The organism is Flavobacterium humidisoli, from assembly GCF_023272795.1.
Taxonomy (GTDB): domain Bacteria; phylum Bacteroidota; class Bacteroidia; order Flavobacteriales; family Flavobacteriaceae; genus Flavobacterium; species Flavobacterium humidisoli.
The window spans coordinates 4167173-4183634 of the sequence record NZ_CP096829.1 but is presented as its reverse complement, the minus strand read 5'-3'; the positions used below and the strand labels follow the sequence as shown (position 1 = coordinate 4183634).

8 protein-coding genes, 4 tRNA genes and 3 rRNA genes are annotated in these 16462 nt (G+C 38.1%); 13 read left to right on the top strand and 2 right to left on the bottom strand.

Annotated elements, in window-relative coordinates; translation table 11 throughout:
- The first annotated feature begins 880 nt into the window (after positions 1-880).
- The 9 genes from M0M44_RS18095 to M0M44_RS18055 all read left to right on the top strand — a co-directional run bounded on the left by M0M44_RS18095 (position 881) and on the right by M0M44_RS18055 (position 7438).
- Positions 881-2394: ribosomal RNA gene (locus tag M0M44_RS18095) — 16S ribosomal RNA — on the top strand.
- 125 nt (positions 2395-2519) lie between these two features.
- Positions 2520-2593 (top strand) — tRNA-Ile (locus M0M44_RS18090).
- Between the two features lie 107 nt (positions 2594-2700).
- Positions 2701-2774 (top strand) — tRNA-Ala (locus M0M44_RS18085).
- Between the two features lie 203 nt (positions 2775-2977).
- Positions 2978-5859, top strand: a 23S ribosomal RNA gene (locus M0M44_RS18080).
- A 172-nt stretch (positions 5860-6031) separates the two neighbouring features.
- Positions 6032-6141, top strand: a 5S ribosomal RNA gene (gene rrf / locus M0M44_RS18075).
- Together the 16S, 23S and 5S rRNA genes with 4 tRNA genes alongside form the textbook arrangement of a ribosomal RNA operon.
- Before the next feature lie 68 nt (positions 6142-6209).
- A tRNA-Phe gene (locus tag M0M44_RS18070) sits at positions 6210-6282 on the top strand.
- A gap of 6 nt (positions 6283-6288) precedes the next feature.
- A tRNA-Leu gene (locus tag M0M44_RS18065) sits at positions 6289-6374 on the top strand.
- Between the two features lie 162 nt (positions 6375-6536).
- Positions 6537-6989: a DUF1569 domain-containing protein gene (locus M0M44_RS18060; RefSeq protein ID WP_248726939.1), complete on the top strand. Its 453-nt coding sequence runs from the start codon at positions 6537-6539 to the stop codon at positions 6987-6989.
- Positions 6990-7003: 14 nt separating this feature from the next.
- The gene (locus tag M0M44_RS18055; RefSeq protein WP_248726938.1) at positions 7004-7438 is read left to right on the top strand and encodes a nuclear transport factor 2 family protein; all 435 of its coding nucleotides are present in this window, start codon (positions 7004-7006) and stop codon (positions 7436-7438) included.
- Here the strand turns inward: M0M44_RS18055 and M0M44_RS18050 are convergent, their stop codons facing one another.
- Both M0M44_RS18050 and M0M44_RS18045 read right to left on the bottom strand, forming a co-directional pair.
- Positions 7439-8089, bottom strand: a complete 651-nt coding sequence (locus tag M0M44_RS18050; protein WP_248726937.1) for an endonuclease III domain-containing protein — start codon at positions 8087-8089, stop codon at positions 7439-7441.
- Positions 8090-8136: 47 nt separating this feature from the next.
- Positions 8137-9003, bottom strand: coding sequence for an alpha/beta hydrolase (locus M0M44_RS18045; RefSeq protein ID WP_248726936.1), 867 nt, complete (start codon positions 9001-9003; stop codon positions 8137-8139).
- A 115-nt stretch (positions 9004-9118) separates the two neighbouring features.
- On the opposite strand from M0M44_RS18045, the gene M0M44_RS18040 reads away from it, so the two are divergent.
- The 4 genes from M0M44_RS18040 to M0M44_RS18025 all read left to right on the top strand — a co-directional run bounded on the left by M0M44_RS18040 (position 9119) and on the right by M0M44_RS18025 (position 16382).
- Positions 9119-10546, top strand: coding sequence for a glycogen synthase (locus tag M0M44_RS18040; RefSeq protein WP_248726935.1), 1428 nt, complete (start codon positions 9119-9121; stop codon positions 10544-10546).
- Positions 10536-11816: a glucose-1-phosphate adenylyltransferase gene (locus M0M44_RS18035; protein ID WP_248726934.1), complete on the top strand. Its 1281-nt coding sequence runs from the start codon at positions 10536-10538 to the stop codon at positions 11814-11816. The genes M0M44_RS18040 and M0M44_RS18035 overlap by 11 nt, the downstream gene beginning before the upstream one ends.
- A gap of 69 nt (positions 11817-11885) precedes the next feature.
- On the top strand, positions 11886-13790 hold the full coding sequence (gene glgB, locus M0M44_RS18030; protein ID WP_248726933.1) for a 1,4-alpha-glucan branching protein GlgB: 1905 nt from the start codon (positions 11886-11888) through the stop codon (positions 13788-13790).
- 192 nt (positions 13791-13982) lie between these two features.
- On the top strand, positions 13983-16382 hold the full coding sequence (locus tag M0M44_RS18025) for a glycoside hydrolase family 31 protein (protein WP_248726932.1): 2400 nt from the start codon (positions 13983-13985) through the stop codon (positions 16380-16382).
- Positions 16383-16462 lie beyond the last annotated feature (80 nt).

Genomic DNA, 16462 nt, shown 5'->3' with positions numbered 1-16462 from the left:
TTTTTATACTTATATATTAGGAGAAATTCTAAGCCTTTCTTCTGAGGGAAACTAAAGCCCTTTTTTAACGCAGCTTTTGGAATTAGGAGCCTAAAATTGAAATTTGGATTTTATTAAGGAGCTGGATCCCGCTATCCGCTCCAATCTTTTTATGGCGAACCCCGCCATAAAAAGGATTTCCGCTTCTATCGGGGCTAGGGAACCAGTTTCCGCAAGAAAGAATAGGGAAAACTTAGCGCCGTGGTGCCTTTGCGAGATTAAAAACGGCAGAAAAGAATGCTTTGCGTCTTAGTGCCTTTGCGGCAAAACGAGCCAAATAGAAGCTAAAAGAAGAAAAACCGCACAAGCGATAAAAAAAAGCTGAAATGTAAATTGCCCGTTATTAGAAAGTTAAGGAATAAACCGGAAAAAGATTGAAAAAACTCTTTGAAAAAGCTTGCGGAAGCGGAAAAAGGTTCTACTTTTGCACCCGCAACAGCGAAGGCGTTCATCGAAATACTGGCAGGAATTGGGGATCTGAAGAAAAGAAATTTTCAAAAAAAAAGATTCTGAAAAGCTTGCGAGATTGAGAAATGCTTTTTACATTTGCGCCCCGCAAAACACGGAAAAGTTCATTGAGATGCTGAGAGGGAAATAGAGAAAAAGAGGCGAAAAAAAAGCTTCAAAATTTTTTCAATTTTTTCTTGCAGGAAACAAAAAGAAGTTTTAGTTTTGCACCCGCTTTGAGATACAGGCGAAACAAAAAGAAACACACGTTCGTAGACATATTGAATTGACAGCCGTTCTGAAAGAGATTTCAGAACAAAAAGAATAAGAGCAGTAGAGTCGGAAGATTCGAAAGAACCGATAGGAAGAGCATCGCAATATAATATTAAAATATACGATGAAGAGTTTGATCCTGGCTCAGGATGAACGCTAGCGGCAGGCTTAACACATGCAAGTCGAGGGGTATGGTTCTTCGGAGCCAGAGACCGGCGCACGGGTGCGTAACGCGTATGCAATCTGCCTTTCACAGAGGGATAGCCCAGAGAAATTTGGATTAATACCTCATAGCATAATCGGACCGCATGGTTTGGTTATTAAAGTCACAACGGTGAAAGATGAGCATGCGTCCCATTAGCTAGTTGGTAAGGTAACGGCTTACCAAGGCAACGATGGGTAGGGGTCCTGAGAGGGAGATCCCCCACACTGGTACTGAGACACGGACCAGACTCCTACGGGAGGCAGCAGTGAGGAATATTGGTCAATGGGCGCAAGCCTGAACCAGCCATGCCGCGTGCAGGATGACGGTCCTATGGATTGTAAACTGCTTTTGTACGGGAAGAAACACTGATTCGTGAATCAGCTTGACGGTACCGTAAGAATAAGGATCGGCTAACTCCGTGCCAGCAGCCGCGGTAATACGGAGGATCCAAGCGTTATCCGGAATCATTGGGTTTAAAGGGTCCGTAGGCGGTCTTGTAAGTCAGTGGTGAAAGCCCATCGCTCAACGGTGGAACGGCCATTGATACTGCAGGACTTGAATTATTGGGAAGTAACTAGAATATGTAGTGTAGCGGTGAAATGCTTAGAGATTACATGGAATACCAATTGCGAAGGCAGGTTACTACCAATTTATTGACGCTGATGGACGAAAGCGTGGGTAGCGAACAGGATTAGATACCCTGGTAGTCCACGCCGTAAACGATGGATACTAGCTGTTGGGCGCAAGTTCAGTGGCTAAGCGAAAGTGATAAGTATCCCACCTGGGGAGTACGAACGCAAGTTTGAAACTCAAAGGAATTGACGGGGGCCCGCACAAGCGGTGGAGCATGTGGTTTAATTCGATGATACGCGAGGAACCTTACCAAGGCTTAAATGCAGACTGACCGATTTGGAAACAGATCTTTCGCAAGACAGTTTACAAGGTGCTGCATGGTTGTCGTCAGCTCGTGCCGTGAGGTGTCAGGTTAAGTCCTATAACGAGCGCAACCCCTGTTGTTAGTTGCCAGCGAGTCATGTCGGGAACTCTAACAAGACTGCCAGTGCAAACTGTGAGGAAGGTGGGGATGACGTCAAATCATCACGGCCCTTACGCCTTGGGCTACACACGTGCTACAATGGCCGGTACAGAGAGCAGCCACCTCGCGAGGGGGAGCGAATCTATAAAGCCGGTCACAGTTCGGATCGGAGTCTGCAACTCGACTCCGTGAAGCTGGAATCGCTAGTAATCGGATATCAGCCATGATCCGGTGAATACGTTCCCGGGCCTTGTACACACCGCCCGTCAAGCCATGGAAGCTGGGGGTGCCTGAAGTCGGTGACCGCAAGGAGCTGCCTAGGGTAAAACTGGTAACTAGGGCTAAGTCGTAACAAGGTAGCCGTACCGGAAGGTGCGGCTGGAACACCTCCTTTCTAGAGCCTTAGCGTTAGCGGCAACGCACGCTGGGGAAATAAGATGCCGGACTGTGGGTTTGGAATCTGAGATTGTATTGCTCTTGCTGTTAATTTAAAAAAATGATAAAACTTAAGTAAAACAGAGTCTCGTAGCTCAGCTGGTTAGAGTACTACACTGATAATGTAGGGGTCGGCAGTTCGAGTCTGCCCGGGACTACTATTTGACTTAAAGAAGGAAATTCTGGAAGCTGGGATTCGCCAAAGGAGATTAGAGAAGAAAAGGAAATCTAAAATCTGAATTCTAAAATCTGAGATTTAAAAATTGGGGGATTAGCTCAGCTGGCTAGAGCGCCTGCCTTGCACGCAGGAGGTCAACGGTTCGACTCCGTTATTCTCCACGATTTTAGTGAGAAAGCCTAAAGCCATAAAGCCTAAAGTGATTCACTTTACGACTTTCGACTTTTGACATTCGACTAAATAAAGTTCATTGACATATTGAGATAAGAAAATAATAAGAAAGTAGAAAGCGTTTTTTATTGAGCATCCGTGCAAAATATAAAAAACAAACAAAAACGGTCCTGTTTTAATAATCAGGATTGGTGCAATAAGCAAAATAAGGGCGCATGGGGAATGCCTAGGCTCTCAGAGGCGATGAAGGGCGTGATAAGCTGCGAAAAGCTGCGGGGACAAGCACACATTGATTGATCCGCAGATACCCGAATGGGGCAACCCGCTATATTGAAGATATAGCACACCGATAGGTGGGCAAACCCGCTGAACTGAAACATCTAAGTAGGCGGAGGAGAAGAAAACAAAAGTGATTCCGTAAGTAGTGGCGAGCGAACGCGGATTAGCCCAAACCAGCTATGTTACGGCATAGCTGGGGTTGTAGGACCGCGACATTTCATGTGCAAGGAACCGGAAGCTTCTGGAAAGGAGCGCCATAGAGGGTGACAGCCCCGTATGGGCAACGAGCATAATGGATAGCGGTATCCTGAGTAGGGCGGGGCACGTGAAACCCTGTCTGAATTTGGCGGGACCATCCGCTAAGGCTAAATACTCCTGAGAGACCGATAGTGAACCAGTACCGTGAGGGAAAGGTGAAAAGAACCGTGAATAACGGAGTGAAATAGATCCTGAAACCATGCGCTTACAAGCGGTCGGAGCCCTTTCGTGGGGTGACGGCGTGCCTTTTGCATAATGAGCCTACGAGTTAACGCTGCTGGCAAGGATAAGTGGTTAAGCCATGGATCCGCAGCGAAAGCGAGTCTGAATAGGGCGCTTTAGTCAGTAGTGTTAGACGCGAAACCGTGTGATCTACCCATGGGCAGGTTGAAGCTGTGGTAACACACAGTGGAGGACCGAACCGGTTGACGTTGAAAAGTCTTCGGATGACCTGTGGGTAGGGGTGAAAGGCCAATCAAACTCGGAAATAGCTCGTACTCCCCGAAATGCATTTAGGTGCAGCGTTATTTTAGTTATATAGAGGTAGAGCTACTGATTGGATGCGGGGGCTTCACCGCCTACCAATTCCTGACAAACTCCGAATGCTATATAATGATTGATAACAGTGAGGGCTTGGGTGCTAAGGTCCAAGTCCGAGAGGGAAAGAACCCAGACCATCAGCTAAGGTCCCCAAATATATGCTAAGTTGAAAGAACGAGGTTTGTCTGCCCAGACAGCTAGGATGTTGGCTTGGAAGCAGCCATTCATTTAAAGAGTGCGTAACAGCTCACTAGTCGAGCGGACGAGCATGGATAATAATCGGGCATAAGCATATTACCGAAGCTATGGATTTTGCAGCAATGCAAAGTGGTAGGGGAGCATTCTGACAGGGCTGAAGGTGTATCGTAAGGTATGCTGGACCGGTCAGAAAAGAAAATGTAGGCATAAGTAACGATAATGCGGGCGAGAAACCCGCACACCGAAAAACTAAGGTTTCCACAGCTATGCTAATCAGCTGTGGGTTAGTCTGGACCTAAGGCGAACCCGAAAGGGACAGTCGATGGCCAACGGGTTAATATTCCCGTACTTCTTATTGCTGTGATGGGGTGACGGAGTGATGAAAGCGCCGCGAACTGACGGAATAGTTCGTTAAAGCACCTAGCTATAGGGTCTCTAGGCAAATCCGGAGATCTTGGTGAAATGCGATAGTACTCGGAGTCTTCGGACAAAGAGATAGTGCGCCTAAGGGCTTCCAAGAAAAACCTCTAAACTTCAGGCAGTAAGAACCAGTACCGTAAACCGACACAGGTAGTTGAGGAGAGAATCCTAAGGTGCTCGAGAGATTCATGGCTAAGGAATTAGGCAAAATAGACCTGTAACTTCGGGAGAAAGGTCGCCCCGAGCAATCGGGGCCGCAGTGAAGAGGTTCAGGCGACTGTTTATCAAAAACACAGGGCTCTGCAAAATCGTAAGATGAAGTATAGGGCCTGACACCTGCCCGGTGCTGGAAGGTTAAGAGGAGATGTTATCTTCGGAGAAGCATTGAATTGAAGCCCCAGTAAACGGCGGCCGTAACTATAACGGTCCTAAGGTAGCGAAATTCCTTGTCGGGTAAGTTCCGACCTGCACGAATGGTGTAACGATCTGGACACTGTCTCAGCCATGAGCTCGGTGAAATTGTAGTAACGGTGAAGATGCCGTTTACCCGCAGTGGGACGAAAAGACCCTGTGCACCTTTACTATAGCTTAGTATTGACCTTGGATAAATGATGTGTAGGATAGGTTGGAGACTATGAAGCGGCGTCGCCAGGCGTTGTGGAGTCATTGTTGAAATACAACCCTTTGTTTATCTGAGGCCTAACTCTTCAAAGAAGAGGACAGTGCTTGGTGGGTAGTTTGACTGGGGTGGTCGCCTCCAAAAGAGTAACGGAGGCTTCTAAAGGTTCCCTCAGTACGCTTGGTAACCGTGCGTAGAGTGCAATGGCATAAGGGAGCTTGACTGAGAGACATACAGGTCGATCAGGTACGAAAGTAGAGCATAGTGATCCGGTGGTTCCGCATGGAAGGGCCATCGCTCAAAGGATAAAAGGTACGCCGGGGATAACAGGCTGATCTCCCCCAAGAGCTCATATCGACGGGGGGGTTTGGCACCTCGATGTCGGCTCGTCACATCCTGGGGCTGGAGAAGGTCCCAAGGGTTGGGCTGTTCGCCCATTAAAGTGGCACGCGAGCTGGGTTCAGAACGTCGTGAGACAGTTCGGTCTCTATCTACTGCGGGCGTTAGAAATTTGAGTGGATCTGATTCTAGTACGAGAGGACCGAATTGGACAAACCTCTAGTGTATCTGTTGTCCCGCCAGGGGCACCGCAGAGTAGCTACGTTTGGAAGGGATAAGCGCTGAAAGCATATAAGCGCGAAACCCACCACAAGATGAGATTTCTTTTAAGGATCGTGGAAGATGACCACGTTGATAGGCTACAGATGTAAAGGCAGTAATGTCATAGTCGAGTAGTACTAATAATCCGTAAGCTTATGCACACCCTTTTCCCGGGCCGCAAGGCTCGGGAGGAAACTTTCTAAAATATATTTGCTTTTCTTTATCTCAGTATGTTAAAATATTTGCCCGTCGCGGGCAGTCTTAAAGACGAAAGTTGAAAGCCTCAAGTGAAAACTTTAGACTTTACGACCTTAGGCTTTAGACTAAAAACCTTAAGGTGGTTATTGCGGCGGGGCTCACCTCTTCCCATCCCGAACAGAGAAGTTAAGCCCGCCTGCGCAGATGGTACTGCAGTTATGTGGGAGAGTATGTCGTCGCCTTTCTTTTGAAAACCCCGTTTTTAAATGGGGTTTTTTATTCTAACTTTTACTTATAGAAATATAAGCAATATGGTACCTTAGCTCAGATGGTAGAGCAATGGACTGAAAATCCATGTGTCCCTGGTTCGATCCCTGGAGGTACCACATAATGCTCGGATGGTGAAATTGGTAGACACGCTGGACTTAAAATCCAGTGAACAGCAATGTTCGTGCGGGTTCAAGTCCCGCTCTGAGTACTAAAACTTCAATTAGCTTTTGTTAATTGAAGTTTTTTTTTGATCTAAACTGAAATTGTTTTTCTCGTCACGAATAAGCTAAAATACTAGATTTCAAAGTTGTTTTAATCAGAAATTTTATATTTTTACTTCTATATTTAACTTTAAATCTCATTTTCGACAATGCAAAATGTTTTTCTCAAAGAAGATTGTGATCAATTTATTACTAGGATTAATGAGCTTAAAACAGATTCTCTGCCACTTTGGGGAAAAATGTCTGTTGATCAAATGTTGGCTCATTGTAACGTTACATATGAAATGGTTTATGATAATATCCATTCGAAGCCAAATGCTTTCATGAAGCTTCTGTTAAAGCTATTGGCTAAAAATAAAGTTGTAAATGAAACTCCTTATCAAAGAAGCCTTAGTACAGCTCCGCAATTTATTATTAAAGGCAATCGTGATTTTGGGCTAGAAAAAAGCAGACTGATTTCCTATGTTCAAAAAACGCAAGAATTAGGAGAAAAAGAATTTGATGGGAAAGAATCTCTTTCTTTTGGTAAGTTGTCTTCTAAAGAGTGGAATAATATGTTCGCGAAACATTTAGACCATCATTTATCTCAATTTGGTGTTTAAATAATTTTATAGCCATGAGAATTTATATCATTATATTTTTTCTTCTTTTAGGATTATCTTCGAATGCTCAAAAGCAAGAAGTTCAAAAATGCATTGAATCTTTTTTTGAGGGATTTCATCAGAGAGATTCAACAAAGATCAAATTGGTTTGTTCGAATAAAATGATTCTGCAATCTATTACTGAAAGCGTTGTCAAAGGAAATAAATTATCTGATGAAAGTGTGAAAGAGTTCTATAAATCTATTGCATCTATTCCTTCAAGTATGAAATTCCAAGAAAAAATATTGAGTTATACTATTCAGATTGACGGAGCAATGGCGCATGTTTGGACGCCTTATGAATTTTATTTAAATGATAAATTAAGCCATTCTGGTGTAAATGCCTTTACTTTATTTAAAGAAAAAGATTCGTGGAAGATTATTTATTTGATTGATACAAGAAGAAAATAATTAATTTTTAAGGATTTCGGTATTGTAGTATAGGCAAATATCAGTTAAAAGACATTCGGGGCATTTAGGTTTAGGTCTGCAGATTTCACGACCTAGAAATGAAATTGCCATTCCTATTTCTGACCAAATTTCTTTCGGTAAAGCCTGCATTAAATCTTTTTCTACTTTATTACCATCTTTAGATTCCTTAATTATTCCAATTCTTGGTGCAACTCTTATTACGTGTAAATCTGCAATAATTCCTTCAGCTGGTTGGCCGGTTTCTCTCAAAATTACGTTTGCAGATTTTCTTCCAATGCCTTTCAATGCAATTAATCCTGACATGGTTAAAGGAATATTGCTATCCTCTTTTATGGTTTTCGCTATATCCAAAAGCCATTGTGCTTTAGTTCCGTGATTACGAACTTTAGTTATATAGGGTAAAAAAGTTTCTAGATTAGTTTTTGATAGACTTTTAAGCGTTGGGAATTTCTCAAATAAAACTGGTGCAATTGAGTTGATATTGGCATCAGAATCTTGAGCAGACAAAAGAACCATAACTAATAACTGATATGGATTTTGATAATCTAAAGGATGTTTTTTGCTTTTATACTTTTTTAAAATAGGTCTTAATTTAGCTTCCCAATCTAAAGTTTCTCCAAATAAATCCATTTTTCTAAATTTATTTAATATTGATACTTAAATATTTACCTATAAAGTTAATTGATTTTAATGAATTCTAGAATTTTTCTGATTACATTTTGATTTCCTAGTATTTTTCTGTGTCCTAACCCATCAGTTAAAAATAAAGATCCATTTTTAAGATTTTCATAAATATGCTTTCCAGCTTTTACGGATACTTCAGGATCATCATTATCATGTATAACCAAAACAGGAATATTGATTTTTTGAGCTGCTCGATAGGCTGAAAAATCATCCATTATTACTTGATATTTACTTTCAAAAGCATCTTTCAAATGATTGCTAATTTCTTTTTGTAAACCCAGTTTAGAAGTAAATTCATCTAAAATATCCTGAATAATATCACCACTTCCTATAACTACAGCTTTTTCTATTTTAAATCCATCTTTTATCGCATTTAGAACCGACATTCCGCCTAAAGAATGCCCAATTGCAATTTCAAAAGGACCAAATTGTTTTTCTATTTCTAAGATAGAGGCTATAAACTCTGACATTATTGTTGTCGTTCCTTTTGATTTTCCATGTGCAGGAGCATCAAAACTAACTGTTGAATATCCCTGTGCCAAAAGTTCATCAGCAATTTTAAAGAGTTGCGTTCCTCTCCCAGACCAGCCATGAACCAATAATACTTTGCGTTGACTTTGTCCATATGAGTATGTAACAATACTTTTATCAATTGAAGGGACAAAGATTAATTCTTGAATGCTTTTAGCATCCATTTCTAATTCTCTTTTCGGAACTTTATGCTTTATAGGTGTTGTAAAAATCTTTGCGGCAAATTTTGTAACTAACTTTGTGGATATAAAAGCACAAATTTTCGCAGATATTATAATAATCTTAGGAATTTTTAATGATTTAGTAGGATTAATTGCCTTTTTTGCCATTTCAATAAAACTTATTTAAAGGAAGGATTTTGGATGTTTTTTTGCTAAATTTAAAAAGCATAAAAGTAGTATATAAATGATTGCTTCTTATGATAATCACAAATTAATTTCGGAAATGGAAATATTTCATATTAGTGCAGAATGTTATCCTGTGGCAAAGGTTGGGGGATTGGGCGATGTAGTTGGTGCATTGCCAAAATATCAACAAGCTGCTGGTCATTCTGTTAGAGTTGTACTTCCTTGCTATGAAACGAAGTTTAAAAATGAAAATGATTTTGAATGTGTTCATTGGGGTACAGTTGAATTAGGAAATTATAATTTTCCGTTTAGTGTTCTAAAAGAAAAAACAGATAAGTTAGGTTTTGAATTATATCTAATAGAGATTAATGAATTATTTAATCGCCCAAATATTTATGGTTACGAAGATGATATCGAGAGATTTTTATCTTTTCAGATTGCCACGCTTGATTGGATCATAGCACGCAATACAACTCCAGATGTTATTAATTGTCATGATCATCATACAGGCATTATTCCATTTTTACTGCAGTTTGCTTATAAATATGAAAGCATAAAAAATGTAAAAACAGTTATTACGATTCATAACGGCCTATATCAAGGTTGGTTTGGTTTTGATAAATTATATTATCTGCCAAAATTTGATTTAAAACATGTTGGATTTTTAGAATGGAGCAATTCCATCAACTCTTTGGCAGTTGGTATTAAATGCGCCAATGCTGTAACTACAGTATCTCCAAGTTATTTAAATGAAATTAATATTTCAGCAAATGGTTTAGAATCTTTATTTAATTCTGTAAGAAGTAAATCTAAAGGAATTTTAAACGGAATTGATATTGAAGTCTGGAACCCGATGAAAGATCAAATGATTGAGGAGAATTATTCGATTGATGATTTTGAAGCTGGAAAAAGAAAGAATAAAGAGAAACTGTGTGAACAATTTGAGCTAGATCCATCAAAACCATTATTTAGCTTTATTGGTCGATTGTTTGAAGAAAAAGGAGGTGATTTGCTGCCGCATGCTGCTGCTTTGGCTTTATCTGAACATCTTGGGGAAATTAATATCTTGATTTTAGGTTCAGGAAATTCAGAAATTGAGACGCAATTAACTCAATTACGAAATGATTATAAAGGAAATTATAATGTTTTTATAGGTTATAATGAAGATTTAGCGCATTTGATTTATGCAGGTTCAGATTACATTTTAATGCCTTCTAGGGTAGAACCTTGTGGATTAAATCAGATGTATGCAATGCGTTATGGAACAATTCCAATCGTTAGAAGAACTGGAGGTTTAAGGGATACGGTTATTGATTTTGGAGATGAAGGAAATGGCATTTGTCATGATCAAGCTTCGGTTGCTGATGTATGCTATTCAATAAATCGTGCTGTTAGGTTGTATGAGGATAAAATAAACTTCAATAAAGTTTTAAAAAGAGGAATGTCAGCAGATCATTCCTGGGAAAGAGTTTGCCAAGAATATATCGAAATATACAACTTAATAATTCAGCAAAATGAAATTTAAAAAGAAAAATGTAGTTGCCATTATTTTAGGAGGTGGACAAGGTTCACGTTTATTTCCATTGACAGAAACAAGATCGAAACCTGCCGTTCCGATTGGAGGAAAATATCGTTTGGTCGACATTCCGATTTCCAATTGTATCAATTCGGATATTTTTAAAATATTTGTTTTGACGCAATTTAATTCTGCCTCTCTAAATGCCCACATTAAAAACACTTTTAATTTTAGTATTTTAAGTCAATCATTTGTAGATATTTTGGCAGCAGAACAGACTCCAGATAATCCGACTTGGTTTCAAGGAACAGCAGACGCCGTAAGACAATGTATGTCACATTTTTTGAAACATGATTTTGACCATGCTTTAATTCTTTCGGGCGATCAATTATATCAAATGGATTTTAACGAAATGCTTGAAGCGCATATCGCTGCTGATGCTGAAATTTCTATTGCAACGTTGCCTGTAAATGCCAAAGACGCTCCCGAATTTGGAATTTTAAAGACCAATCACGAAAGTGTTATTGAAGCTTTTATTGAAAAACCACATCCATCGCTATTGCCTGAATGGGAATCGGATGTAAGCGAACAAATGCAGGAAAAAGGTAAAAAATACCTTGCCTCAATGGGAATTTATATTTTTAATAAATCTTTGTTACAGGAGCTAATGGCTGACCAAGAAACAAAAGATTTTGGCAAGGAAATTATTCCGCAATCGGTTGGAAAACATAAAATATTAAGTTATCAGTATGAAGGATATTGGACAGATATCGGAAATATTGAATCATTTTTTGAAGCTAATATTGGCTTAACAGCAGATATTCCAGAATTCAATTTATTTGATAACGAAAATAAAATTTTCACTAGACCGAGATTATTGCCTCCCTCTAAATTTAGAAATTCAATAATCAATCAATCTTTGATTTCTGAGGGATGTATTATTAATGCCAAAGAGATTAAAAGTTCTGTTATAGGTATTCGTTCTCGAATTGGCGAAGGAACTGTTTTAGAGAATTGCTACGTTATGGGGAACGATTTTTATCAAGATCTCGAGGAATTGAACCATGAAAGCAGTATCAATAAAATACATGTTGGGATAGGTGAAAACTGCTTTATTAAAAATGCTTTAGTTGATAAAAATGTGCGTATTGGAAACAATGTTCATATTAGCGGAGGTAAACATTTAGATAATTTTACTAACGAATTGTACAGTATTAAAGACGGAATTGTCGTGGTTAAAAAAGGAGTTACACTTGCAGACAATTTTAGAATTGAATAAAGCCTGAAAATACCAATATAAAAATTCCAAATTCCAAATTCGAAAACAATTATCTTCTAAACCAACCATATGAGTAAAGTAACCTCACATTCTCTTTTTACTGACTTTGACATAGATTTATTCAAAGCGGGAAAACACTTCAAATTATATGAAAAACTTGGAGCTCATTTAATTGAAGTCAATGGAATAAAAGGCGTTTACTTTGCGGTTTGGGCTCCAACGGCTCATTCTGTTTCAGTTGTTGGAGATTTTAATTATTGGACTCAAGGCGAACATGTTTTAAACGTTCGTTGGGATTCTTCTGGAATTTGGGAAGGATTTATTCCTGATATTTCAAAAGGGACACTTTACAAATACAAGATTCAATCTAGCATAAATGGCGTAATTGCCGAAAAGGCCGATCCATTTGCGCGTTATTGCGAAAAACCACCTCATACCGCATCTGTAGTTTGGGATCTCGATTATAAGTGGAAAGATGATAATTGGATGCAAAATCGTCAAGATTATAATGCTTTGGATAAGCCATATTCTGTTTACGAAGTGCATTTGGGTTCTTGGAGACGAGGAGAACATAATCGTTTTTTGACTTATCTTGAACTTGCCGACGATTTGGTAAAATATGTAAAAGAAACCGGTTTTACGCATGTTGAGTTTATGCCAATTATGGAATATCCTTATGATCCTTCTTGGGGTTATCAACTTACAGGATATTTTGCGCCAACTTCCCGTTTTGGAAAACCACAAGATTTTATGGTTCTGGTTGATCGATTGCATCAAGAAGGAATTGGAGTTATCTTAGACTGGGTTCCTTCACATTTTCCTGATGACGCACATGGTTTAGGTTATTTTGACGGCTCTCATTTATACGAACATCCAGATCGAAGAAAAGGATATCACCCAGATTGGAAAAGTTTAGTTTTTAATTATGGAAGAAATGAAGTTCGAGCTTTTCTAATAAGTAATGCTGTCTTTTGGCTTCAAAATTATCATATTGACGGACTTCGTGTTGACGCTGTAGCTTCAATGTTATATCTCGATTATTCTCGAAAAGATGGCGAGTGGGAAGCTAATATTTATGGCGGAAGGGAAAATCTAGATTCTATTAGCTTTCTTAAAGAATTTAATGAAGTAATCTATTCTAACTTTAATGCTGTCCAGACTATTGCCGAAGAGAGCACTTCATTTTCGATGGTCTCAAGACCAACTTCTGTTGGAGGTTTAGGTTTTGGAATGAAATGGATGATGGGTTGGATGCATGACACTCTAAAGTATTTTCAAAAAGAAACAGTTTATAGAAAATATCATCAAAATGAATTGACTTTTTCTATGACATATTCCTTTACTGAAAATTTCATGCTTCCGTTTTCTCATGACGAAGTAGTATATGGCAAAAAATCTCTTATTTATAAAATGCCTGGCGATGAATGGCAGCGCTTTGCAAATTTGAGATTATTGTATGGGTATATGTTTACGCATCCAGGAACAAAACTTTTGTTTATGGGAGCTGAGTTTGGTCAGACAAGTGAGTGGAACTTCGAACAAAGTTTAGATTGGCATTTGCTTCAGTATGATTTTCATTCTGGAATAAAAAGTTTGATTACCGATTTAAATCAATTGTACAAATCACAGCCAGCATTATACGAAAAACAATTTAGAGGAGATGGTTTTGAATGGATTAATTATTCAGATGATCAAAATGCTATTTTATCTTATATTAGAAAAGGAAATAATCCAGATGAAAATGTGATTGTCGTCTGCAATTTTACTCAAGTCGTTCGCGAAAATTATAGAATTGGCATTCCTAAAAAAGGCAATTTAAAAGAAATTTTTAATACTGATGCCAAAATATATGGAGGTAGCGGTATAGAAAGTCCTAAACCATTAAAAATAGAATCAATTTCATATGATGGTCGAGATTTTTCTGTAGAATTGATTTTGCCGCCTTTGAGTGTTACCGTATATGTCTTAAGTTAAGTAAAAATCTTGAAATAAGATTTTGTCATTATATCGTTTCAAAATTATCAAATTGTTGATTTTTTGTTTGGTAATTTGAAGCTCATTCAGAAAAAACGTTTTCGTGAATAAACCTTTTATTCATAGAGCGTTACGAACTTTTTTTGTATGTTTGAGTAGAAGGAAAATGTTATAAATTAATTCATTGGAGATATGATTACAAACACATCATTAGAATACAAAGGCGATTTATATCCATCAAAAATTGTCTCTTATGAACATGAAGGAGATTCTATTTTCTTTAATACGGATAACAAAGTAATTTTAAAAGTAACTATTCTTCGCGATAGTTTAATCCGATTTCGTTTTACTACAAAAGGCTATTTCAGCAATGATTTTTCTTATGCAATTGATAAAACACAGCTTCATGGCTATAACTTTTTGGAGGTTACAGAAGAAGAAACATACTTTCAGATTAAAACTAGTAAAGTAAAATGTAAAATACAGAAAGCAGATCTTCGTCTTTCAATTTACGATTTAAATGATTTTCTTATTCTTGAAGATGAACTTGGTTTTCATTGGGAAGAAAGCTATGAATATGGCGGGAATATTGTAAAAATGAGTAAATATGCTAAAGACGGTGAATGCTATTATGGTTTAGGCGATAAGGCCACTCAAATGAATCTTAAAGGCAAAAGAGTAGAGAATTTTGCCACAGATCAATATGCTTACCAAAAAGATCAAGAACCCTTATACAAAGTGGTTCCATTTTATATTGGCCTTCATAATAAACAATCCTACGGTATATTTTTCGATAATACTTTCAGAACATTTTTTGATTTTTGTCAAGAAAGAAGAAATGTGACTAGTTTTTGGGCTGAAGGTGGAGAAATGAATTACTATTTTGTCTATGGCCCTCAAATGCAGGACGTTGTTACAACATATACCGACTTAACAGGTAAGCCAGAATTACCGCCGCTTTGGGTTTTAGGATATCATCAATGTAAATGGAGTTATTATCCGGAAAGTAAAGTCAAAGAAATTACATCAAAATTTAGGGAACTTCAAATTCCTTGTGACGCCATTTATCTCGATATTGATTATATGGACGGTTTTAGATGTTTCACTTGGAATAAAAACTATTTTCCAGATCCTAAAAGAATGGTTGCTGAATTGGCAGAAGATGGTTTTAAAACCATAGTAATTATTGATCCAGGAATTAAAATTGATAAAGATTACTGGGTTTATAAAGAAGCATTAGAAAAAGATTATTTCTGCAAAAGGGCAGATGGACCTTATATGAAAGGAAAAGTTTGGCCAGGAGAGTGTAACTTTCCAGATTATACAAATCCCGTAGTTAGAGAATGGTGGGCGGGTTTATTTAAAGAATTAATTGCAGATATTGGTGTAAAAGGAGTTTGGAATGATATGAATGAACCAGCAGTTATGGAGGTTCCAAATAAAACTTTCCCAATGGACGTTCGCCATATTTATGACGGAAATCCTTGTAGCCATAGAAAAGCTCACAATATCTACGGAACACAAATGGCAAGAGCAACTTACCATGGAGTTAAACGATTTGCGTATCCAAAACGTCCCTTCGTAATAACGAGATCGGCTTATGCGGGAGCACAGCGTTACACATCATCTTGGACAGGTGATAACGTAGCAACGTGGGAGCATTTGTGGATTGCAAATATTCAAGTTCAGAGATTATCTATTTCAGGAATGGGATTTACAGGTTCTGATATTGGAGGTTTTGCAGAACAACCTACAGGCGAGTTATACGCACGCTGGATTCAATTAGGTGTTTTTCATCCGTTTTGCAGAACGCACTCTTCTGGAGATCATGGAAATCAGGAGCCATGGGCTTTTGATGAAGAAGTAATCAATATTACCAGAAAATTTGTTAGTCTTCGCTACCAATTATTACCTTATTTATACACGATGTTTTGGCAGTATATTGAAGAAGGAGTTCCGATGTTAAAACCTCTAGTATACTACGACCAAGATGATACACAGACACATTATCGCAACGACGAATTCATCTTTGGAAATCAGATTTTAGTATGTCCCATACTTGAACCTAATGCTGTAGGTAGACGTATGTATATTCCTAGAGGAGAATGGTATAACTATTGGACAAACGAATTGTTTACTGGAGGTAAAGAGATCTGGATTGATACAAAATTTGATGAGATTCCGGTGTTTGTAAAAGCAGGTGCTATTATTCCAAAATACCCTGTTCAGCAATATGTTGGCGAATTAGAATTTGATGAATTAACACTTGATGTTTATTACAAAAATGGTAAAGAGCAGTCTGCCGTTTATGAAGATGCCCAAGATGGTTACGATTATAAAAAAGGACGTTATAGCTATTTGTCATTGCGAAATATTGGAAAAGAAAAAGAACTTATTATTCAGCTTCACAAAGAAGGAAAATATATAACTCCTTACACGAAATATAAGATCAACCTTATTGGGTTGCCTTTTAAAGTTGCAGAAATTGAAATTGACAACGAGAAGATCGAATTTGATAAAATTAATTTCGAACAAAATAATTTCTTACTAATTGATAAAGAGTTTAATGAACTTCATATAGTTGGCGAATAGTTAAATTTTGATATTTTTTTGATTTAATATATAAAATATTTTATTTTTTTTAATTGTATTTTTGTTAGAAAATAGCTCGA